Origin of the sequence: Pseudomonas sp. M2, assembly GCF_015751845.1 — a bacterium.
GTDB classification, from domain to species: domain Bacteria; phylum Pseudomonadota; class Gammaproteobacteria; order Pseudomonadales; family Pseudomonadaceae; genus Aquipseudomonas; species Aquipseudomonas putida_E.
This window is the reverse complement of sequence record NZ_JADOUD010000001.1, coordinates 4586346-4600506: the sequence shown is the minus strand read 5'-3', so window position 1 is coordinate 4600506 and position 14161 is coordinate 4586346. Positions and strand designations below refer to the sequence as shown.

The window sequence follows — 14161 nt, the reverse complement described above, 5'->3', positions numbered from 1 at the left end:
GAACCGTCGCTTTCGCGGAGTTATCAGGAGCGACGCCACAGGCAGGCACCGACCAAGGCAAAGCAGCCGGCCGTCAGGAGCGTCCATAGGTTCAGCCAGCCAAAAAATACAAACGTATCGGATACGCCCGATGCGTCGCTCCCGCTTATCCCGGCGGCACTGATGCCAATGATGAGCAGTCCTACTAACGGTGCAGTGATCAGGTAGAGCACGCCAAGAAAGAGAAGTCGCCGCCGCGTCAGAAAGGTCCGAATGTCCTCGGATCGCCGCTTCATGCCAATGATCTTGCACGGCAATGTGGCCAGTGATCCTATCGCATATAGCCACATGCCAAGAATTACGATTGCTGTAAAGGACATGCTACGTGTATCTCCTGAGGCTACCGTGGGGGGCGCTGGCTATCGACCCATAACAGACATTGATAGCTGTCCTCTTCCCGGTTCGTTGCTTGGTGTACGACTTTCTCATGCACCGCTGAAAATGCAGGGCTAGTGGAAAACCATCCAGGGAGTGCACAATAACTGTGCCCAAGCGGCGCGGAGTTTTTCTGGCCATCTTTCGTCACAGGAGTGAGCATGAAAGAACACAGTTACGCTGTCACCGTAAATTGGATAGGCAACACGGGTGATGGTACTGCCAGCTACACGGCTTACCAGAGAGACTTCAATGTGGAAGCTCCAGGCAAAACACCTTTCCTGGGCTCCGCCGACCCTGCCTTTCGCGGAAATCCCGAACGCTGGAACCCGGAAGACATGTTGCTGGCCTCTATCTCGGCCTGTCACAAGCTTTGGTATCTTCATCTGTGCGCAGTCAACAAGGTGAACGTACTGGAATACGTCGACCACCCGATGGGCCGGATGGTTGAAGCTGATGGCCAGCGCAAAGGCCATTTCAAGAGCGCAGAGTTAAGGCCTCAGGTCATCATCAGTAACGAATCGGATCTGGATCTGGCAAAACGTCTCCATGACGATGCTCACCATGAGTGTTTTATTGCCAATTCGGTCAACTTCCCCATCACATGCAGTGCTGCTGTCAAGCATCGAAACTAGATCCTTTGCGCGCTGGCTGCGGCTCTGACCTGATCGTCTGGTACTCAATTCCCGGCCCCTGGGCGCGAATAATATTAAGGCGAGTGTCCACTATGGGTCCAGGCTGTGTGAAAACTCAAACGGGTCTCTGAAGATCGCGAGCGTACGTGAAATCTGAAATGGCTTGGTTATTCAGCTAACCCAGATTTCGCGCAGGAGCGCGAAATTCTGGTCATTTTCTAACCAGCCGGATCGCGCCAAGCGTTTTCACACAGCCTGGGTCGTTAGCAGCCATTCGCGACTGACCGTTAACGACCCATTGGTGCCCTTCGTGGAGAACAGCTATCGGCCATAAGCTGCCAGTCGAGATCCATGAAACGGGGTAGGCCAGCGAACACTTGGGAACGACGCAAGCTCGCTTTGGCGAGCAGCTGCTAGTCAGCCCCACGCGTTTGTCTAGGCCACGGCCCTTTGTGCAAAAAGCGTATCGACCATAAAGTCGATGAACACGCGAAGCTTCGGAGCAAGCTGCTTGCTCGACGGCCACAGTAGACGGAATGTGCCTTGGTGTTCGACATGCGCGTCCAGCACCGAAACCAGCTCGCCCCGTTCGATGGCCTGTCGCACCATAAAGTCCGGTAGGCACGCGATGCCCAAGCCCGCGATGGCCACGTCCATCAACGCCCCAGTGGTGTTGCACACCATTGAGGCCGGCAGCGTCCATTCCGGCGCGTCTTCGCCGCGCGCCAACGGCCAAGCCTCGAACCTTCCCGTGGAGGGGAACTTATGCTGTAAGCAGACATGGTGCGCCAGGTCAGCGGGAACCTCGGGCGATCCTTGGCTCGCCAGGTAGCTGGGCGAGGCGACTAATTGCAGGCAGTAGCTTCCGAGCGGCCGCGACATTAGGCGCGAATCGGTCGGTTCGCCGGTACGCATCACCACGTCGAAGCCTTCATCAATCACGTCCACCAGCCGATCTGAGAAATCCACGTCCAGCTCAATAGCTGGATAGCGATGCATGAAGGCTGTCAGCGCGGGCATTACCAGCATTCCGACCAAGGGCAGGCTGATGCGCAGCCGACCCTTGGGCGCTTGCTGGATTTGGGACAGCTCAAGCTCGGCCGCCTCGGCTTCACAGAGAATGCGCCGGCAGCGTTCCAAGAACAGGCCACCTTCGGCGGTCAGCGTAATGCTACGCGTACTTCGGTGGAACAGACGCACGCCCAGCCGTTCCTCCAGCCGGGACACGCTTTTTCCCACGGCTGACGATGATATCCCTATGTTGCGCCCAGCCTCCGAGAAACTGCGGGTATCCGCTGCCTGTATGAAAATCGCGATGCCGCTCAGCCACTCCATCGTCGCGCCTATCTAGGAAAATTAGTCCGATATGTTCTGAATATAAGCATTATGGTTTTATAACGGAAATAACAACAAGATGACTGCCCACATTCACTTTGTGCCGGTTCCGTGCCATTGAGTCCGCAATCGACACCCGACAAGGCAGTCCTATGGTACGTTCAACAACAACTCTTGGCTGTGGCGCCCCAAGCGCACACCTTCCCGTTACATCACTGCTGGCCCTAGCGCTGGCCGGCTTCGTCACGATCCTAACGGAAGCCTTGCCGGCGGGCTTATTACCTCAGATCAGCGCCGGCTTGGGAGTCTCCGAAGCACTAGCCGGGCAGCTCGTAACCATCTATGCCGTCGGTTCGCTGTTAGCGGCGATTCCTTTGACCACCGCCACGCAGGGCGTGCGCCGCCGCCCGCTGCTGCTGGCGGCAATCGCGGGCTTCGTGGTCGCTAATACCGTGACCACGTTTTCCGACAGTTATGTGCTGACGATAATTGCACGCTTCCTGGCGGGTGTATCGGCCGGACTGCTTTGGGCGCTGCTGGCCGGCTATGCGGCGCGCATGGTGCCCGAACATCAAAAAGGCAGAGCCATCGCCATTGCGATGGTTGGCACTCCATTGGCACTGTCGCTTGGCGTGCCAGCTGGAACCTTCCTTGGGAAGTTGGTGGGCTGGCGGACTTGCTTTGGCATCATGAGCGGGCTGGCACTGGTGCTCATGGTGTGGGTGCGCGTCAAGGTGCCGGACTTCGCCGGGCAGGCAGTGGGCAAGCGGTTGTCGCTGGGTCATGTGTTTGCTGTGGCTGGTGTGCTTCCGGTGCTTTTCGTGGTGTTGGCCTTTGTGCTGGCGCACAACATCCTCTACACCTACATCGCGCCGTTCCTGACGGCAGCGGGCATGGCCGAACGCACGGACTTGGCGCTGCTGGTGTTCGGCGTCACCTCCCTGCTGGGAATCTGGATCGTCGGCGTGCTGATCGACTGCCATCTGCGTACGTTGACACTCACCAGTACGGCCTTGTTCGGCTTGGCGGCGATGGCACTGGGCGTAGCTGCTGATGCACCGGCAGTGATTTATGTTGCGGTGGCGACCTGGGGCCTGGCCTTTGGCGGCGCGGCAACTCTGTTCCAGACTGCCATTGCTAAGACTGCTGGCGACGCGGCCGACGTTGCGCAGTCAATGCTGGTCACTGCCTGGAACATGGCAATCGCGGGCGGCGGCATAATCGGTGGCGTCCTGCTGGATCGCCTTGGCGTGGCCGCATTCGCGCCTGCGCTGCTGGTGCTGCTGGCGGCAACACTGGTTGTTGTATGGGCAGCAAAAGATCATGGTTTTCCTGCGTCTCCGAGATAAGCTGCGACCTACGATCCAGTAGAAAAGACGGAGCGCTTGTTGGCCTGTTCTACCCGGCATCAGCAGCTCTTGGCCGTTAGTTGCCCTCCGCAAAGGGCAGCTTCACGCCCTGAGGAAGTCAGTCAACTCAAATCGAGGGTCTTGAGAAGCGGTGAGCCGCGCTTCCTCAGCGCATTCAAATAGGTGGTTTCATCGTAAGGCGTCCTGGTTTGCCAGCACCTGTACAAAATCCGAATCCACTTGAACGCAAGTGCGCGTACAGCGGCCTGGTAACTGCTTCCTTTGGCGCGCTGCTGCCGGTAATAGGCTCCAGCCCAGAAGGACTTGTTGATGGTCTGACCTGCCCACTCAACGAAGGTTTGGCGGAGAAACGTTGGACACTGCCATCGCCAGTGCACCCAGCTTTTCTTTCCACTGCGCTCTGTGACCGGGGCTATGCCGGAATACTTTTGTAGCTCGTCTGCGCCATGGAAGCGTTCACGTTGTTCTCCAAAAGCTGCAAGTAGGCGTGGTGCCAGATGCTGGCCTGCGCCTGGCAAGCTATGAAACAACGCGTAGTCAGGTAGCGCAGAAGCTACCCGCTCAATTTCCGTATCGAACCGATCAATCACCATCAGAACGGTACGCAGTTGCTCAACCAGCGCGAGGACATGCAAACGGCATGGCTCGATGATACCGGCATCATCGGTGAGCGCAGAGGCTGCACGGATCGATGCCACGCGCGTCTGGATCAATGCGGCTCAGCGTCCGTTGTGCGAGTAAAAGAACGCCTCAAGCGTGGTTTTACGTGCCCGTTTGGCTGACAGGAGTGTCGGCCAGCGAGCTAGGAAATCGCAGAACAACAGAGTGTCCCGCTGCTCAAACCATTCCAGTGCTTGCGGGTAGTACTGCTTAAGGGTGCTACTCAGTCGGTTGGTGAAGCGCGTTTTGTCGTTGACCAAATCTCGGCGCTGTTCAATCAGGCTCAGTAGCGATCTCATTGCCACGCTCTGTGGCTTGAGTGCGGTGAACTGCTCTGGGTGGCGAAGCAGCATATCGAGTGCCAACTCTGCATCGGAGGGATCGTCCTTGGCACGACTAGGTTTAAATGCCAAACGATACCTGGCAAGCGTCGACGGATTGATGGGGAAAAGCACGAGAAAATCGTACTTCAGCAAGGCTGAGACAATCGGCCCTTTAGCAAGCTCGACAGCCACTGCGATGGGCCCACCCAAGCGCTGATGCAACGCCTTAGCCCACTCATCAATACGGTCAACCTTGTGAGGGATACAGTCGAACTCACGGTGATTTCCATCGCCAGCCTGTACGCAAATATCATGCTTGGTATCCGCCCAGTCGATATCAACGTAGGCGACAAAATGCTGAGTCATGGACGCTGTCATGTGAGCCTCCGCAAGCGATAAAATAGCTGCCAGGGACATGCATGCTTGCGTTCAGCGAAGGCAATATAGTGAGCCGGTGCGACGGCGAACCCTGAGTATTCGTTATCGAGCGCAAGCGCACCTGTAGACTCGAAGCTAAAGCGGCAAACGTCATGCGTTTGGGTCGAAATATTCGTAGTCTACGGGTGCATGTTCCACCCTCGTTGACAGCTACCTGCCAACCGATACCAGTATCGTTGACGGTGGAACGGACTATCTATAATGGGTCGACAGCGGTCAGTCGCGACCGACTGCTGTCGGGCCGTAACAGACATCTGTAACCGGGTAGGCGTACGGCGAACTCCAGTCTCGCCATCAGCCACGGCATCAATGCCAACGTCATCCGTAAATGCCTACCGCTCTACCAAGAGCAGCCGGCGGCAACGCTGCCAGCTTTCATCACGCCAAGAGCGCAAGCGTTGCAGTTGCAGCCCCAGATCGAGGCGATGAGCATAGATAGTCTGGGCTAATCCTTAACGATCACATCAGGCGGGTAGTCCTGTGAATTTGACTCACGCAGGGCGGCTAGAACTACGCGGCTAATCGCTGCTGCATCTCTGCTCGTGGCGGGACGAAGTAACATTCCATGCTGAGACCTCAATCCTGAAGAATTACAGCTTAGCGCATCGCAATGTGCCTTCCCCAAGCTATGGTGGTAACTGCCGTTTAACTGACGCCACATCAGTACCGCCCCGTCCTGTCATCTGCCAAAGCTTGGGGCGGGGTCGATACCACTGACATCCATGCCAAAGGAGTCACCTATGTCAACGCTTTATCCCAGTATTGATCCTGAGGGGCTGGTCGAGTACTCGGTGGTCTACACCGACCGCTCGCTCAATCACATGTCACAGGCATTTCAAGGCGTGATGAAAAACATTTCCAAGACCCTGAAACAGGTCTACAACGCCCAGGCTGTTGCGGTGGTACCAGGGAGCGGCACATTCGGCATGGAAGCGGTGGCACGGCAGTTTGCCACCGGCCAGCAATGCTTGGTGATACGCAACGGCTGGTTCAGCTATCGCTGGAGCCAGATCCTTGAGATGGGCAACATTCCGGCAGCCACAACGGTGCTGAAAGCCCGACCGATAGACACGGGTCGCCAAGCGGCTTACGCCCCACCACCTCTTGACGAAGTCCTGGCAGCCATCAAGGCGCAGAAGCCGCAGATGGTCTTCGCCCCCCACGTTGAAACCTCATCAGGGATTATCCTGCCCGACGAATACGTCCGGGCCGTCGGCGACGCCGTGCATGAAGTGGGTGGCTTGTTCGTGCTGGACTGCATCGCCTCCGGCACGCTTTGGGTTGATATGCAGAAATGTGCAGTGGACTTGCTGATCAGCGCACCGCAGAAAGGCTGGAGCGCCTCCCCTTGCTGTGCCTTGGTGATGTTCAGCGCGTTGGCCCTGGAGCGCGTGGAGCAGACGCGTAGCAGCAGCTTTGCCTGCGACCTGAAAAAGTGGCTTCAGATCATGCAGGCCTACGAACAGGGCGGGCATGCCTACCATGCGACCATGCCTAGCGACTCGCTCGCGCGATTCAACGACGTGATGAACGAGATGCAGGCCTACGGTTTCGATAAGGTCCGCGGCGAACAACAGGCCCTGGGCGATCGGGTGCGCACCATGTTGACCCGTAAAGGCATCAAAAGCGTGGCTGCTGCCGGTTTTCAGGCCCCTGGCGTAGTGGTGAGCTACACCGACGATGCGGGTATCAAGACCGGTAAGAAATTTGCCGATCACGGCCTGCAGATCGCCGCCGGGGTACCGTTGCAATGCGACGAGCCCGCCGATTTCCAGACCTTCCGCATCGGTCTGTTCGGGCTCGAAAAACTGCACAATATCGAGCGCACGGTCAGCACCCTTGAGCAGGCGATCGACGAAGTGATGGCGAGCTAAGCCATCATCCTGGCCCCAGCACCTACCGCAGGTGAATTTGCCCCCAAAGGCGCGCCCACTTTCAAGGTGCGCCGAACAGCATCGTCCAGTACACACCCTCATCGCTACGCGAGTTCGCAGCAAAAGCAGCGCCCACTTGGGTAAACATCGGGTTCATCAGGTTGGCACAATGCCCGGGACTGGCCAGCCAGCCTGCCATCGCCTTGCTTGCAGCCCCCTGCCCGGCAGCAATATTCTCGCCGATCTGGCGTCCACGGTACCCGGCATCGCGCGCCCGGTCTGCCGGTAGATCGCCGTTGGGGTCGCGGTGCGCAAAGAAATTGGCGTTGGCCATCGCCCGACTGTGTCTCTGCGCAGCCGCGCCCAAGGCGGTATTCCAGGCCAACGGACGTGCAGCGGCGAAGCGCTGGCGGCCACACAGACGCGGCTTCGACCGTGCTGCGTTGACCTGTGCCAGCAACGCTTTGCCAACGGATTGACCATTGCCGAGCTGGGCATCGAGCAAGGGGCGCGCCAACACTACCCGCCACACGTTCCGGTCACGACTGATACCAATATCGGCAAATTGGCTATCGAGCAAAGCAGCGCAGTAGTCGCTGCGCAGCATGTCAAAGGCCTCCTCGGCATCCCGGGCGCCGACCAGACGGATGGCCCGCACCCTCACCGCCTGGTAGCCGACAGCCTTCAACCCTTCCCGCAAACCACCGCTATAGCCGGCAGGCAACGCCAGCTTCGACTTTAATGCCAGCGGCGTCGACACCTGAACCAGGCGTCTCTGGCAGCGCTGTGGTTGGGCGCGGTAGTCGTTGATGGCCTCTACCAGTTGCCGCTCCCCGCTGGCATGGGCGGGGCTGACGAACAAGGAGAGCAAGGCAACGAGGCAAAACGAAAAAATGGCGGAGTAGCGGACAGCGTGGCGCATGGGCGAACGGCTCAAGAAGGATGACGGCAGCAAAGCCACTTGAAGGGGCTCGGCTCAGACTGGGCGTCTCAAGTAAGGTTCAAGCGGCAATGATGATTTGTCGGTAGAGCGAAGCGCTGGCTTGGGGCGTGGCCGCCAGATTTCCGCACTTGGCCTGGAAACGGAGCGGTTTGGCTCCTATACCAGAACAGCCGGTTTTGGTAGACAATCGCCAGCCGATCCTGACCTCGCAGAGAGCGCTGCGGCCTTTGACAGGCGCCGCCCGCCCCCAGAAAAAGGAAGTCCCATGCCAGCTTGCCCCCTCCCCACCGACGAAGCAGCTCGCCAGCGCACGCTGGATGAGATGCACCTGCTCGATACGCCGGCCGAGCATTACCTCGACACCCTGGTACGGCTTACCCAGCAACTGGCACAAGTGGACACGGTGCTGATCAGCCTGATCGACCAAGAGCGCCAGTGGTTCAAGGCACGTATCGGGCTGGCGGCCAGCGAGACGCCGCGCAACGTTTCTTTCTGTGGCTACGCCATCCTTGGGGAGGACACATTGTTGGTGCCCGATGCCACGCGTGACCCGCGTTTCGTCGACAACCCGCTGGTACTCAGCGCCCCCTATATCCGCTTTTACGCAGGGCACCCCCTGCGCGCGGGGAATGGCAAGGCCATAGGGACATTGTGCATGCTCGACCCCCGCCCGCGCACGCTGAACGAAACGCAGCAAGCGAACTTCAAGGACCTGGCCACGCTTGCAGAGGGTTATCTGCAGCTGCGTGGCCTGATCCAGAGTAACCGTGACTTGCGCCTGGAAATGGACCGAGAGCAGCGCAAGGCCATGCTTGATCCGTTGACGCAGTTGTGGAACCGCAACGGTCTGACAGCGTTTCAGGACCACGAGCGGCGCCGGGCAGCACAGAGCAGCCTGCGCCTGGGGGCGATCTATGCGGACCTTGACCATTTCAAAAGCATCAACGACAGGTATGGCCATACCAGCGGCGATCAGGTGCTTTGCGAATGCGCCCGCCGCCTGCGCGCAGCCCTGCGCCCGGACGATCTCGTGGTGCGCCAGGGCGGTGAGGAATTCGTCGCTCTGGTCAGGGTCAACGACAGCGAAGAGCTCAAGGGGATTGCCGAGCGGGTTCGGCAGATGATCGGCAGCGAGCCGGTACAACTTTCCACCGGCCCGCTACGGGCCAGCGTGAGCATCGGCTGCACGCTGCTCAACGATGACGAACACCTCGACCAGGCGCTGGAACGCGCCGACACCGGGCTCTACAGCGCCAAGCAGAATGGGCGGGACCGGGTGGTTTACGTGCAATCGGTAGACTGAGCGAAAGCCGCAAGGCACTGGTGCTCCAGCTCGATACCGAAAGCCGCCAGATCCGACTCGACCACGCCCAGGGATACCACCGCACCGCTCGCGTCAGGATGGGGCCCTGGCCGTGCCCTGTATGTCGGCCGTCTGCCTGGAGCCGACCTTATGAAGCCGCTACGCGCTGGAGCTCATTGACCGATACGCCAGTTTGCTCGAGCCAGGCTTTACGTCGGGCAAACAATGCAGGCGCGATGACGTTGACCTCTGTGATCAACACATCCAGCTCGGCATTTTTCAAGTGCCCGTTTTCGACCAGTACCCGCCCGGCCACCATGGTCAGGTCGACATCCCCACCCTGGACCGCATGGACGAGGTTGTGATGAAGATTGGCCAGCGGTCCTTGGGTGATCAACGGTGTCATTCTTGGCGTATCAATGCGCATCGCGATGATGTCCGCTGCCTTGCCTTTTTCCAGGGAGCCGATCTGCTTGTCCATACCCAGCGCGCGGGCGCCGTCAATGGTCGCCATGCGACAAACCGACCATGCGTCGAGGGCAGCAGCATTGAGGCTGACGAACTTGGCCAACAGCGATGACACTTTCATTTCCTCGAACATATCCAGGTTGTTGTTTTCTTTCTCGCCATCGGTCCCCAAACCGACCGCGACGCCGGCCGCCAGCATTTTTTCCACCGGTGCGGCACCCGAGGCCAGTTTCATATTGCTGACCGGGTTGTGTGCCACTCCGACTTTGCGCTCGGCCATCAAAGCAATTTCGGCATCGTCCACCCAGACACAGTGAGCGAGCAACACCTTCCTGGCATTGAGCAGGCCAAACTTTTCCAAAGCCTGGACGGGCCTGATGCCATGGCGGCGAAGGGTTTCTTCAACATCGAAGCGGCTTTCGTTGCTGTGGGTGTGGAATCCGACGTCATTGGCTTTGCAGATATCAGCAATTCGTTGCCAGGCCTTGGGCACTGCATAGAACAGGTGCTCCAGGCCGACCCAGACATTGATGCGGCCATTGGCTGCACCATGCCAGCGCTCGATCAAGGTTTCATTACTGTCCAACGTCTCGAAGTAGTCATGGTCCGGGTGCTCTGCTACGTATGGCACGAGCACCGCCCGGATGCCGAGCTCATTGGCCGCTTCGGCGCTACCGTGCATGTACCGCCACATGTCCACAATAGTCGTGGTGCCGGACAACAGCGCTTCGCTATAGCAGAGCATGGAAGCCAGGCGTGCTTCGCTGGGCAGCAGAACGCGGTGCATGGGGTCAATATACTGCTGCAGCCAGTCCCAAACCGGCAAACCTTCCGCCGTACCGCGAAGGATGCCGGAATGGCAGTGGGTGTTGACCAGCCCGGGCATCAGCAGCCGATCGGTCAGGCGCCGGACCTTGGCTTCGGGATACCGCGTGAGCAACTCAGTTGCCGGGCCGACGTCGGCAATCACGCCGTCGCAAATCAATACGGCGCCATCCTCAATGACGGTGTTAAAGGCGTCCATGGTAAGCACCACGTCAGCCCTCAGGAGTTCACTGATCATCATGTTCGACCTTTTATGAATGTTTCTGGAGGGCCGGTATTCAGCTTTCGCCAAGTACCGCGTTACGCGCCGCACTGGCCTGCGCTTCATCTGTTTTGGTAGGTCCGTTGAACACCAGGTTGAGGATCAGTGCAGTGAGCACACTGAGAATGATCCCGCTTTCGGTGAACACCCGACTCCATTGGGGAAGGTGGTGGAAATACAGCGGGGAAACCATCGGGATCATGCCAATGCCAACGCTGGTGGCGGCAATCAGCAAGTTGTAGCGCGACTGCTCGAAGTCAACCGTAGACAGGATGCGCACCCCCATGAGCGTAACCATGCCGAACATCACCATGCCGGCGGCGCCGAGCACATATTGCGGTGTCGACGCCACCACATACGCCAGTTTTGGAAAGAGCCCGAGGGCGATGAGGATCAGCGCACCGGCTATGCACACATAGCGACTCTTGACCCCGGTCATGGTGACCAGGCCGATGTTCTGCGAAAACGACGTGTAGGGAAACGCATTGAATACGCCGCCGACAATGGCGCCCATGCCATCGGCACGAAGTCCGCGCACCAGGCGCTGGCGGCTGGTGGGCCGGTCGACCATGCTTCCCAATGCCAGGAACATCCCCGTCGACTCGACCATGGTCACCAACATCACCATGCACATTGAGATCACGGCAACGGCGTCGAACGTCGGCAGGCCAAACGCAAAGGGCGTGATGGTGGAGAACCAAGGCGTTTGAGCGATGCCATCAAGGACGATATCCCCGCGAATGAAGGCAATCACAAAACCGACCAATACACCCAGCAACACTGCAATATTGGCAATAAAGCCTTTAGCGAATCGGTTGAGCCCTAGAATCAACAGTAACTGAGCCAGCGAGATAGCCAGGTAGACCGGGTTGCCGTAATCCGGATTGGGCCCGCCATCAGCCAGCGTTGGTTGTCCGCCGGCTGACCAGTCGATGCCAACGCGCATCAGGCTGATGCCAATCACCAGCAACACAGTCCCCGTCACCACCGGCGGAAAATAGCGCAGCAGCCGCCCCATCACCGGGGCGAACAGAAAACCAAACAGACCCGACGCGATAATCGCACCATACACGCCCGGCAGGCCGAGGCCGGGGGTCACGGCGATGGCAATCATCGGCGTGACCGAAGCGAAGGTCACGCCCATCATGATGGGCAGCTGAATGCCGAAAAAACGGTTGCCCGCGCACTGCAAGAGCGTCGCCAGGCCCGCCGCAAAAAGATCGGCATTTATGATCAGGGTCAACTGGTCCTTGGGAAGTTTCAGTGCAGCGCCGAGGATCAGCGGCACAATAATGCAGGCCGAATACATCACCAGCACATGCTGAAAGCCAAGTACTGCAGTTTGTATCAGCGGTAAGCGCTGATCTACCGGGTGCACGCTAGGGGTCATTTGTCCTCTCCTGAAACGTATTGTCGAGGCAGTGATGAAATAAATAGTTATTGTGGTTATGGGTAGCGCAGCACCACCATGCGCCAGCCCGTACCCGTTGTAAAAATGGGTCCCATTTAATTTTTTTATGGAGCAGCGATGAGGTTGTCTCTTGAACAACTGGCCGCTTTTTCTGCGGTCGTCAGTGAGCGCTCTTTTTCGGCCGCAGCACGCAAATTGGGCAAGTCGCAATCCGCTGTGAGCATTTCCGTTGGCAACCTGGAAATCGATCTGGGAATTACCCTGTTTGATCGCAGTCAGCGCTATCCACAACTCACCAATGAAGGCAGGGCCTTGTTGCGTGACGCCGAGGCGATTCTGGGTCAGTGCTGCAACATGGAAAGTCGTGCGAGCAGCCTGGCGCAGGCGTTGGAGACTGAGCTAGTGATCAGCATCGACGAGGCGATCCCCTATCAGTCCCTTGCACCTGTTCTAGAGGAATTCTCCCGCCGATTCCCCCATGTCGACCTTACTGTGTTGCATCCTTGCGGGCAGGATGTACTGACAATGATCGAAGACAAAAAACTATTGCTTGCCATGATGTGTACCCGCACTCATTACCCGCGAAATCTGCAATTCATACGCCTTGGCAGCATCACGTTCAGCAACGTCGTCGGCCGCCAACACCCTCTGGTCGCAATGCCCACCGTCAGCTTCAATCAATTGAGCAACTACCGACAGTTGATCTACCTCCCCTTCCAGGACCGGTTGCCCACCAGCGAATACCTGAATTCACCCAACCATTGGCGTGTAGAAAGCTATTTGACCTTGATGGACATGCTGCGCGCAGGCATGGGATGGGCCACAGTGCCCAGGCAACTGATACAAGCGCTGGGTCCCAATGGGGAGTTTGTGGAACTGCAGCTGGAAGCTTACCCGTACACCGATTGGACGGTAGGCGTCGACCTTGTCTGGTCGTCAGGCTTGCGTTTGGGCAAAGCGGGTACCTGGCTGCGTGAGGCGCTGGGGCGAACGCCGATAGCGACGTAAAAATTAGAACGCAGACCTCATCAAGATGTACGCCCCTGCAGCACAGTGAACGCATACATCCCCGCCAGCATTGCCACTACGAATACCAGTACCTGCCAGTGCCCGGTAAGCGAGATGGCGACCGCAGGCCCCGGGCAGATGCCGGCAATGCCCCAGCCTACGCCAAACACCAGGCTGCCACCGATCAGGCGGGCGTCCAGCTCCCTTTTCACAGGTATCTGCATGGGGGCGCCAAGCAACGACCGCTTGTGTTTGCGTGCCCAGTTCAGCGGAGCAGCCGCCACCGCGATGGCCCCTGCCATCACCAGTGCGAGTGACGGATCCCAGGCCCCGGCCACATCGAGAAAAGCCAACACCTTGGCGGGGTTCGCCATGCCTGCCAACAACAGGCCAAGACCAAAGATCAAGCCGGCGAAAAAAGCTGTCAACTTGCTCATTCTCAGGCCCCCAGCGCATGGCGGATGACGTACACGGTCGCAAAACCGCTGGCCATGAAGCACACCGTGGCCACGATTGAACGGGGTGACAAGCGCGAGACTCCACACACACCGTGGCCACTGGTACAGCCTGAGCCGTACCGTGTCCCAAGGCCAACCAGCAGCCCGGCAATCACCAACGCCGGCCACGAGGTGTCGATCTCGATTTCCGGCAGCACGGCGAACAGCCCCCACACCAATGGCGCGATCAGCAGGCCGAGAAGAAACAGCGCCTTCTCGCCCCAGCCCTCACTGCCCCATTGCATCACACCTGCAAGCAGGCCGCTGATGCCGGCGATGCGACCATTGGCCAGAATGAACAGGCTGGCGGCCAGCCCGATCAAGGCCCCTCCCCCCAAAGCACTCCAGGGTGTGAAGTTGATCCAATCAATGTTCATGTTGCATCTCCGGCGCAG

Annotated in this window: 12 protein-coding genes and 2 pseudogenes; 5 read left to right on the top strand and 9 right to left on the bottom strand. The window is 58.6% G+C overall.

Annotated elements, in window-relative coordinates:
• Positions 1-23: 23 nt before the first annotated feature.
• Positions 24-359, bottom strand: a complete 336-nt coding sequence (locus IWW33_RS21440; protein WP_039601381.1) for a hypothetical protein — start codon at positions 357-359, stop codon at positions 24-26.
• A 216-nt stretch (positions 360-575) separates the two neighbouring features.
• On the opposite strand from IWW33_RS21440, the gene IWW33_RS21435 reads away from it, so the two are divergent.
• Positions 576-1049 (top strand): OsmC family protein, encoded by a 474-nt coding sequence (locus IWW33_RS21435; protein WP_174142647.1) that lies wholly within the window; start codon positions 576-578, stop codon positions 1047-1049.
• A gap of 435 nt (positions 1050-1484) precedes the next feature.
• Here the strand turns inward: IWW33_RS21435 and IWW33_RS21430 are convergent, their stop codons facing one another.
• The gene (locus IWW33_RS21430) at positions 1485-2384 is read right to left on the bottom strand and encodes a LysR family transcriptional regulator (RefSeq protein ID WP_174142651.1); all 900 of its coding nucleotides are present in this window, start codon (positions 2382-2384) and stop codon (positions 1485-1487) included.
• A gap of 152 nt (positions 2385-2536) precedes the next feature.
• On the opposite strand from IWW33_RS21430, the gene IWW33_RS21425 reads away from it, so the two are divergent.
• Positions 2537-3733: an MFS transporter gene (locus tag IWW33_RS21425; protein ID WP_174142652.1), complete on the top strand. Its 1197-nt coding sequence runs from the start codon at positions 2537-2539 to the stop codon at positions 3731-3733.
• Positions 3734-3855: 122 nt separating this feature from the next.
• On the opposite strand, the pseudogene IWW33_RS21420 reads toward IWW33_RS21425, so the two are convergent.
• Positions 3856-5103 (bottom strand): annotated as a pseudogene (locus IWW33_RS21420) (IS110 family transposase).
• Between the two features lie 523 nt (positions 5104-5626).
• Positions 5627-5737: pseudogene (locus IWW33_RS26740) on the bottom strand (GNAT family N-acetyltransferase); the annotation flags it as partial.
• Between the two features lie 178 nt (positions 5738-5915).
• Between IWW33_RS26740 and IWW33_RS21415 the strand changes: the two are divergent.
• Positions 5916-7049: an aminotransferase class V-fold PLP-dependent enzyme gene (locus IWW33_RS21415; RefSeq protein ID WP_196914400.1), complete on the top strand. Its 1134-nt coding sequence runs from the start codon at positions 5916-5918 to the stop codon at positions 7047-7049.
• A 61-nt stretch (positions 7050-7110) separates the two neighbouring features.
• On the opposite strand, the gene IWW33_RS21410 is transcribed toward IWW33_RS21415, so the two are convergent.
• Positions 7111-7971 carry a CAP domain-containing protein gene (locus IWW33_RS21410; protein WP_196914453.1) on the bottom strand — a complete coding sequence of 287 codons (861 nt, stop codon included), beginning with the start codon at positions 7969-7971 and terminating at the stop codon, positions 7111-7113.
• Positions 7972-8257: 286 nt separating this feature from the next.
• On the opposite strand from IWW33_RS21410, the gene IWW33_RS21405 reads away from it, so the two are divergent.
• Complete coding sequence (locus IWW33_RS21405; RefSeq protein WP_196914399.1) at positions 8258-9295, top strand: sensor domain-containing diguanylate cyclase; 1038 nt, start codon at positions 8258-8260, stop codon at positions 9293-9295.
• Positions 9296-9443: 148 nt separating this feature from the next.
• Here IWW33_RS21405 and IWW33_RS21400 read toward each other — a convergent pair whose 3' ends face one another.
• Complete coding sequence (locus tag IWW33_RS21400; RefSeq protein ID WP_174142639.1) at positions 9444-10826, bottom strand: amidohydrolase; 1383 nt, start codon at positions 10824-10826, stop codon at positions 9444-9446.
• A 40-nt stretch (positions 10827-10866) separates the two neighbouring features.
• Positions 10867-12240, bottom strand: coding sequence for a nucleobase:cation symporter-2 family protein (locus tag IWW33_RS21395; RefSeq protein WP_012314986.1), 1374 nt, complete (start codon positions 12238-12240; stop codon positions 10867-10869).
• Between the two features lie 138 nt (positions 12241-12378).
• On the opposite strand from IWW33_RS21395, the gene IWW33_RS21390 reads away from it, so the two are divergent.
• Positions 12379-13269 carry a LysR family transcriptional regulator gene (locus tag IWW33_RS21390; RefSeq protein ID WP_115274431.1) on the top strand — a complete coding sequence of 297 codons (891 nt, stop codon included), beginning with the start codon at positions 12379-12381 and terminating at the stop codon, positions 13267-13269.
• Between the two features lie 20 nt (positions 13270-13289).
• On the opposite strand, the gene IWW33_RS21385 is transcribed toward IWW33_RS21390, so the two are convergent.
• Both IWW33_RS21385 and IWW33_RS21380 read right to left on the bottom strand, forming a co-directional pair.
• Positions 13290-13706, bottom strand: a complete 417-nt coding sequence (locus tag IWW33_RS21385; protein WP_174142637.1) for a DUF6691 family protein — start codon at positions 13704-13706, stop codon at positions 13290-13292.
• 2 nt (positions 13707-13708) lie between these two features.
• Entirely contained in the window at positions 13709-14143 is a 435-nt protein-coding gene (locus IWW33_RS21380) for a YeeE/YedE family protein (protein ID WP_046785774.1), read from the bottom strand.
• Between the last annotated feature and the right edge of the window lie 18 nt (positions 14144-14161).

Bases quoted from the DNA above. Each gene is read 5' to 3' on its own strand.
- IWW33_RS21425 (WP_174142652.1), top strand. From the start codon at position 2,537: ATGGTACGTTCAACAACAACTCTTGGCTGTGGCGCCCCAAGCGCACAC.
- IWW33_RS21415 (WP_196914400.1), top strand. From the start codon at position 5,916: ATGTCAACGCTTTATCCCAGTATTGATCCTGAGGGGCTGGTCGAGTAC.
- IWW33_RS21410 (WP_196914453.1), bottom strand. From the start codon at position 7,971: ATGCGCCACGCTGTCCGCTACTCCGCCATTTTTTCGTTTTGCCTCGTT.
- IWW33_RS21395 (WP_012314986.1), bottom strand. From the start codon at position 12,240: ATGACCCCTAGCGTGCACCCGGTAGATCAGCGCTTACCGCTGATACAA.
- IWW33_RS21440 (WP_039601381.1), bottom strand. From the start codon at position 359: ATGTCCTTTACAGCAATCGTAATTCTTGGCATGTGGCTATATGCGATA.
- IWW33_RS21380 (WP_046785774.1), bottom strand. From the start codon at position 14,143: ATGAACATTGATTGGATCAACTTCACACCCTGGAGTGCTTTGGGGGGA.
- IWW33_RS21400 (WP_174142639.1), bottom strand. From the start codon at position 10,826: ATGATCAGTGAACTCCTGAGGGCTGACGTGGTGCTTACCATGGACGCC.
- IWW33_RS21390 (WP_115274431.1), top strand. From the start codon at position 12,379: ATGAGGTTGTCTCTTGAACAACTGGCCGCTTTTTCTGCGGTCGTCAGT.
- IWW33_RS21385 (WP_174142637.1), bottom strand. From the start codon at position 13,706: ATGAGCAAGTTGACAGCTTTTTTCGCCGGCTTGATCTTTGGTCTTGGC.
- IWW33_RS21435 (WP_174142647.1), top strand. From the start codon at position 576: ATGAAAGAACACAGTTACGCTGTCACCGTAAATTGGATAGGCAACACG.
- IWW33_RS21405 (WP_196914399.1), top strand. From the start codon at position 8,258: ATGCCAGCTTGCCCCCTCCCCACCGACGAAGCAGCTCGCCAGCGCACG.
- IWW33_RS21430 (WP_174142651.1), bottom strand. From the start codon at position 2,384: ATGGAGTGGCTGAGCGGCATCGCGATTTTCATACAGGCAGCGGATACC.